Source organism: Ruegeria spongiae, assembly GCF_023502395.1.
GTDB classification, from domain to species: Bacteria; Pseudomonadota; Alphaproteobacteria; order Rhodobacterales; family Rhodobacteraceae; genus Ruegeria_C; species Ruegeria_C spongiae.
Genome location: NZ_JAMFMB010000062.1, coordinates 1 through 6,226 on the forward strand (window position 1 = coordinate 1; position 6,226 = coordinate 6,226).

Annotated in this window: 8 protein-coding genes; 3 read left to right on the forward strand and 5 right to left on the reverse strand. The window is 51.8% G+C overall.

The features are described from left to right. Positions 1-329: 329 nt before the first annotated feature. The 5 genes from M3P21_RS22855 to repA form a co-directional block, all read right to left on the reverse strand. A complete protein-coding gene (locus M3P21_RS22855) occupies positions 330-611 on the reverse strand; it encodes a type II toxin-antitoxin system RelE/ParE family toxin (protein ID WP_373320117.1) in 282 nt (93 codons plus the stop codon). Next, a complete protein-coding gene (locus tag M3P21_RS22000; protein WP_249713653.1) occupies positions 608-964 on the reverse strand; it encodes a CopG family ribbon-helix-helix protein in 357 nt (118 codons plus the stop codon). The genes M3P21_RS22855 and M3P21_RS22000 overlap by 4 nt, the downstream gene beginning before the upstream one ends. Positions 965-987: 23 nt before the next feature. Beyond that, the gene (locus M3P21_RS22005) at positions 988-2,082 is read right to left on the reverse strand and encodes a helix-turn-helix domain-containing protein (RefSeq protein ID WP_249713654.1); all 1,095 of its coding nucleotides are present in this window, start codon (positions 2,080-2,082) and stop codon (positions 988-990) included. A 178-nt stretch (positions 2,083-2,260) separates the two neighbouring features. After that, positions 2,261-3,229, reverse strand: a complete 969-nt coding sequence (repB, locus tag M3P21_RS22010) for a plasmid partitioning protein RepB (protein ID WP_249713655.1) — start codon at positions 3,227-3,229, stop codon at positions 2,261-2,263. Beyond that, entirely contained in the window at positions 3,229-4,413 is a 1,185-nt protein-coding gene (gene repA, locus M3P21_RS22015; protein WP_249713656.1) for a plasmid partitioning protein RepA, read from the reverse strand. Before repA ends, repB begins: the two co-directional genes overlap by 1 nt. Before the next feature lie 884 nt (positions 4,414-5,297). Between repA and M3P21_RS22020 the strand changes: the two genes are divergently transcribed. Genes M3P21_RS22020 through M3P21_RS22030 form a run of 3 tightly spaced genes read left to right on the forward strand, consistent with a single transcriptional unit; the run spans position 5,298 to position 6,151 of the window. After that, positions 5,298-5,549, forward strand: a complete 252-nt coding sequence (locus M3P21_RS22020) for a hypothetical protein (RefSeq protein ID WP_249713657.1) — start codon at positions 5,298-5,300, stop codon at positions 5,547-5,549. A gap of 3 nt (positions 5,550-5,552) precedes the next feature. Next, a complete protein-coding gene (locus M3P21_RS22025) occupies positions 5,553-5,810 on the forward strand; it encodes a type II toxin-antitoxin system ParD family antitoxin (protein WP_249713658.1) in 258 nt (85 codons plus the stop codon). Next, positions 5,807-6,151, forward strand: coding sequence for a type II toxin-antitoxin system RelE/ParE family toxin (locus M3P21_RS22030; RefSeq protein WP_249713659.1), 345 nt, complete (start codon positions 5,807-5,809; stop codon positions 6,149-6,151). Before M3P21_RS22025 ends, M3P21_RS22030 begins: the two co-directional genes overlap by 4 nt. Positions 6,152-6,226: the final 75 nt, after the last annotated feature.

The window sequence follows — 6,226 nt, forward strand, 5'->3', positions numbered from 1 at the left end:
ATAATCCATCCTCCCAAAGAAGATGAATCACATCTGAAACCTCAAGGGAACCACTCGCGATTCAAGTTCAAACCGAAACGCTTTAGGCTTAGAGTACACTCCGATCGGGTAGCTGGATGCTACGCATGAAATCCACATACTCGGATGTATGCGAAGTTTCTGTTCAAAACTTGAGTAGAACAAGTCTGCTGGCTGAAGTTGCACACGCTGCGAAGGTCCGGTTTCCGCCCCCTCTGTTCGGATTCTAGCGATCGAACAGCAGAGTAGGTTCGGTTGCTTGCCCGCCCCTACCCTGCCCGCTTGATGCCGCCAATTTCAAACTCCTGGTTTCAGTAACCCGCGCCCTGCCGGGTATCCCATAGACGCAGAATTTCTATCTGGGTGGGCATTACACGATAGATCAGTGTGAATGGAGTTCGCAGCACTGAAAGTTCCCGTATGTCTCGGCGTGTGTCACTCGGGTGACCTGCATAAGGGTTGGCTGCAAGAGTAAGCTGAATGGCTTTGAGCTGAGCTCGTGCCTTTTCGCTGCCTTCAGGAAAAACTGACGTGTAGTAGTAACGGAACCACTGAATGTCCCGGGCCGTATCTTCGAGAAATACAATCCTCATTGGCTATTGGATTGCCCGCTTGCTACGGGAGCCGAGAGCTCATTCTCGGTATCCCAGCTGTCTATCCAGGCATTCATTTCGTCTGCCGTGATGAACTTGCCTTGGTCTGCTTTTTCAACAGCAGCATCAATAGCTGCACGTTTAGCGGCTTTGGATTCTAACATCATTCTAATTGCCCGTACGGCGAGTTGTGCAGGCGGTCGATCTTCGATTGCAGCTTCCCGTTCCAGGGTCTTTCTCAGGTCTTCATCGAGACGGATTGAATATGGGCTGGTACTCATCGCAATCACCTGTTTCCGTACTGTAGTACAATGTAATACATTGGCATTCAATTCACAATAGACCGATGGCATGTACTGTACCTATTGTTCTGAACTCATGAGCGTGAGGAGATATCATGGGTATGGCCTGCACTTCCGCGGACTTTTGAACTATGCGCCAACAATGCGGTTGGTTGCATATCTCCCCGATCGATTTTCGAGATCAGTGAGATCAAATAAGCTTGGTGAGATTTTATATTCTCAGCTCGTTGAAAAATATATCCGAGCACCATGAAACGGAGAGCTGGGCCATATGTCGATTTCATAGCATACCAGGTCTGACCAAATCGTAAGTACTCGGCGATATCGTCCATAAGCCGGTCACAATGCGACTGATCGCGGGCAAAGCGAAGTTCCGAGCACAAACGTGGAAAGTTGCGCTCCATTTGATCTGGAGAAACTTGAACCTGAGAATGTTTTTCTTTCTTAACTATCGGATTCAAAGAGTCCTCTTTGTGCCCCTCATTTTCATGGTCATAGGCCCTCATTTTTTCGGTATGAGCCGGTGTTATCTCTGAGATTTCCACAGAGATTTCAGCCAGAAGTTTCCGGAGGACACGCGCATCCGGCTTGCGGCGCAGCGCATTGCGCACGGAGGTCATCAAATCTGTGATAGAGCCATCGTCTGCTACAAGCTCTTTCAGACGAGCCAGAGCGGCCGATACCTTGTCGCGGAGTACCGTGAATTCGAGAACGCGGTCAGCATGCTTCTGGGCTTCCTGGAGGAACTCAGCATGCCTTTCAGACAATGGTATCAGGGAAAGACCGGTCGCTGTGACCACCCTGCCCTGTCGGTCTCGGCGTGCCCAACGTTTACCATTTGAGCTCATTACGCGTCGGACAATCCCAAGCTTGGCCAGAGTCGAGATATGACGTTCAACAGTTGGAACGCTGACATGGGCTCGTTTGGCAATCGCGGCGTTGGATGCGAAGCAGATATGCTCATCATCCTGATCGACTGAAATCTGATCTCCTTGCAAAAAGGAAATCATTGCTCTTAGGACGTTGAGAGAAGTGGACTTCAGCCCAAGCGGCTCTCTCGCCTCTTCAACGGCTCGAAGAAGAATCCATTTCTTGGGTGTATAAGTCCCCTGCCCTGTCGTGCTCGACAAGGTTGCTCCTGACGGAGCCATTGCTGTCACTGTTTTCATGAGTTTATGTCAGCAGACAAAAAATACCCGTTCGCTCAGGAGCGTTTTTTCTTGTATGGCGATTCGGGGACTGCTAGATTCTAGGTGTCTAATCTAAGAATTGCGCTTAGCGCAGCAGCCCTCGAAGCTCCGGTTTCGGGGGTTTTTCTTTGCTTGCCTTCCTCCTTTCTGCTCGTCCTCAGTTATTTTGCTTGTTGTTTACAGCTGTAAACTCGGCGTGTGATCTCTTGATGATTTTCGTCAGATTTTTGTCCAACCACTCAGCAAAATCCGCGTTCGAACCTGTCTTTCTAACTGACAATGTAAGAGACCCGCTGCCGGACTTGATAGTCACGCCATCAATGGGGCTGGTTTCACCAACGCCGTCCTTTTGTCGGGCACCACGTTTTGCGGCCGCTTTAAGTAGGGTTTCCAGCCGATCATCTGAGGAAACCGATGGCTCGACGGCTTGAAGCAAGTCCGTTGCGTCTTCAATTGTCAGCTTGCCTGCCAAGAAGTGCTCAGCAAGTGCAGTCCACTTCGGGCGGCCTGACTTTGGAGCTGCGCCGATCATTTCTCCGACCTCAAAAGGAACGTTTTGCGTGACCTTAGTAAGGTGGGACAATCCTGATGCTGACAGGTTCAGAACTCGTTTCACCGTGGCTGTATCATGCCCAGCGGTCTGAATTGCTTCCGCAAAGCGAGCTTTTTCGTAGAAGGACAGGTTGCGCCTCGCTGCGTTTTCAAGGCCTTTGGCAAGGAGCGCCGACACATCGTCGATATCTTGAACATTGGCGCGAACTTTGATTTTGAGCTCACGACATGCTTTGAGCCTTCTCCTCCCATAAATCGCCTCGTAACGACCTTCGGTTTTCGACTTCCGAACGAGGATGGGCACTTGTTGACCGCCGTCTTGGATGCTCGATTTCAAACTCTCAAAGCTATCGTCATCTTCATCAGGGTTTACAGCTGTAAACTCACCAAGCCGATCAATCGGCCCCCAATCGTCTATGAGAGATGGGTCAATTTCCCTAATTGCGGCAAGGGATCCTTGAAGCGCACCGAGAGCAGGGGCGTTGGCTCTTACCGGTCTGTCTGCGGTCTTAGATCCGGAACGTGCAATCGTGCTCGCTATACCCGACATTTCTTGAAGAGATTTTCTAGCCATTAGCTACGTCCCCATGCTTGGTGGATCATTTGCTCTACCTCAGAGCCGATCGCATCCATTGAGTTCTTTGCCCGGTCATAGGTTGCGCGTGTCATTTCCGAACGCACAACCTCGTAGATCGACTGCTTGAGCATTGTTGCGTCACTGATCGCAGTGCTCTTCAGAGCCGTTGCTGACATGACGCGGTCCTGAAACAGTGCTCGCATGAACGAAGCCAGCTGTTGAGATGGAACGTCTGTTGGCTCGTCACGTGTTATAAGGAACTTGAAGCTGTCGTATTCGAGAGTGGCGCCGGCGTCTTCAATGACAGCCATATAAGCACCAGCAAGTTCGAGAAATTGAGCTGTCGAAGACACGTCCAACATAGAAGGTGTTAAGGGCACGAGCAAAGAACTGGCGGCAGCCATCCCCGCGATGGTTAGGAACCCGAGTTGTGGTGGACTATCAATAAGAACAAGGTCGAAATCGTCTTCCACTTGGGCCAGAGCATTCCGTATTCTCGTAAAAAACGGATGGTCAGGGTTAGAGTGGACGGCGGATTCCGTCTCAAATTCAGAAAGAACAAGCCGTGACGGTGCCACAGACAATCCGGGGAAATATGTCGGAAGCACGACATCTGCCATATTAACCGGGTCTTCATAGCGAATGGCATCGTATATCGTTAGCCCATCGAACTCGATTTCAGGGCTGATGCCGCACATGGATGTAAGCGAGCCTTGGGGGTCTAGGTCAACGGCCAGCACACGGTATCCGCGAAGCGCGAAAAAATGAGCCAGATGAATTGTTGTAGTGCTTTTGCTGCTACCGCCTTTGAAGTTCATCAACTGCCAGACTTGAAGTTTCTCTTCTTCCGTCCGGCGAGGGATGTAGCGTCCTTGTTTGCGCGAGGTCTTCTCAAGCGTTTCACGTGCTTCCCAAAGCTCTTGCGCAGTATAGTAGCGTCGACCGCTTCGCACGTCTTTTGGTTCAGGAATTGTACCTTCTGAGTGGACCTTGCGCATGAATTGACCCGAGACGCCCAAAAGTTCGGCCGCTTCTGGTGCTGCGAATGTGCGTAGTGATTTTGTGTTGTCAGGTGCAAAGGCAGCAAGAAGATGCTCTCGGATAGCCGAGTTCAATCTCTCGGAAATTTCCGTGGCGAGTGCCGATGGTCGATCTGCCGTAAGTGGTGTCACGGGAATCATGTAGTTGCCTCAAATTAAAGAATGTGGTCATTTTCGCGCCACTTGAGACAAACAGCCGTGATTCACTGCCCTAAGTCAAGAATTTTCGCCTATATTGTGGGCTGCGCTGACCGGCAGACTACATGCGCTTTGTATCAGAGCAGGGTGGTTTACAGTTGTAAACCCGGTAGAAGAGAATTGTGGGCTCTCAAATCAGAGGTGGATCTTCCGCAGATCAAGCAGGCATGCGCGTGAAACTTCTCTAAATGCTCCGCTTTGAGTGGAGCATGTCCTGCCGAAGGCTGTGTCATGAATGAGCGAGGTGCGTTGTAAGAAGGGTATCAGGGAAGGTTAGGGGGTTAGTTGAGCTGATTGGTTGAATCACACCCCAACAAATCCGCAGCCGGGTTCTGGGCGATATCGACGCCGTCATAGCATTTCTGAGCCAGTGCGATAGGTGCAAACCGGTCTTGAGCGGTGCGCCGTCCTGCGCGGCTTGGGTCAGGAAGCCCGAGCGCAGCCAATGCGATGAGGCATAATCCTTCGTAGTCCTGTCACCTTCAGTCGGTGTTTGACGATCTGGGCGATGGCGTCCAGGTTAAGGGGGCGTTTCCGCATCCAGCCAGATTTCGAGACCGAGTGAAACAGGGGGTTGTCCTCGATCTGACCCACTTTGCTCCAATGCACCAACGGCTTCGCTGCGCGGCCCTTGCGCACCAACCGTGGAGTCTTGTCTTTTTGGGTGGTCTCAACTACCAGCAGCGACAATTAAATCATGTAATTCTCGTTGAATTCCTTCAGCGACACATCCCCCAAAAAGATCCCGCCGATCACCGAACGCTGCCATCTACCCGAGGTCAGCCCAGTAACAGGATGATCTGGTCACGGCTGTCCCGGCACGAACCTTGAATGGTGACCATCTGCTGTTCGAGAATATCACCGGTAATCGGATGGGCGGTATTCGGGGCAAGGAGGTCGGCCTTGTGTTTGGAATTTGCGAAAGCGTAGGGGCGATGGTTAACCCTGCCACGGCGGTGAGCACTTATTTGCTCTGTCAGGCCGGCAATAAGAACGGCTTGATTAAACTACCGGGTGTGGAAACTTCAATTGTTGAACAAGTACCTTCGTTGGCATATATTGCCAATCAGGAGGCTTAAGCCATGGTAACCCGCAATGTCGTACTTACAGAAACGCAGGATCAACTGGTGCAGGACCTGGTTGCGTCCGGTCGCTATCAGAACGCCAGTGAAGCGTTGCGCGCTGGTCTTCGTCTTCTGGAGCGGGAAGAGGCGGGACTGGTGTCTCTCAGGCAAGGCCTGCAGGACGGCGTAGCCCAGGCTCAGGCAGGAGATCTGGCAGAAGGCGGCGGTACGGATGCGATCCGTCGTGCCTTTGTAAGGGCACGAACCAAAGCGTGACCAAACCCTTTCGACTGACACGCCGTGCTGAAGCCAGCCTGGTGGAAATTGCCCGATGGACCATCGACAAGTTTGGACGGCATCAAGCCGATCTTTATGAACAAGAACTGATAGCGCGCTGTCTGGCCATCACGGAGGGCAGGGCGGCCAGCCGCAGCTGTACTATATTGGTAGAGGAGGCAGCTGATCTCAGATATGTACGGGCGGGAGAGCACTTCCTAGTTTACCTGGATCAGCCGGACGCGGTGATCATTGTTGATATCCTGCATTCCCGCTGCGATCTGCCGCGACTTGTTTCCACGCTGGCCACGTTGACGGATGCGGCAGGGGACATGACATAGTCACTGCAATCAAAGTTTCCCTCGGGCTGGGTTTTCTTTGAACAATCAGTAAGTGCTCACCCCAATAGATCAGTC

Bases quoted from the DNA above. Each gene is read 5' to 3' on its own strand.
- M3P21_RS22855 (WP_373320117.1), bottom strand. From the start codon at position 611: ATGAGGATTGTATTTCTCGAAGATACGGCCCGGGACATTCAGTGGTTC.
- M3P21_RS22000 (WP_249713653.1), bottom strand. From the start codon at position 964: ATGCCATCGGTCTATTGTGAATTGAATGCCAATGTATTACATTGTACT.
- M3P21_RS22005 (WP_249713654.1), bottom strand. From the start codon at position 2,082: ATGAAAACAGTGACAGCAATGGCTCCGTCAGGAGCAACCTTGTCGAGC.
- repB (WP_249713655.1), bottom strand. From the start codon at position 3,229: ATGGCTAGAAAATCTCTTCAAGAAATGTCGGGTATAGCGAGCACGATT.
- repA (WP_249713656.1), bottom strand. From the start codon at position 4,413: ATGATTCCCGTGACACCACTTACGGCAGATCGACCATCGGCACTCGCC.
- M3P21_RS22025 (WP_249713658.1), top strand. From the start codon at position 5,553: ATGGTAACCCGCAATGTCGTACTTACAGAAACGCAGGATCAACTGGTG.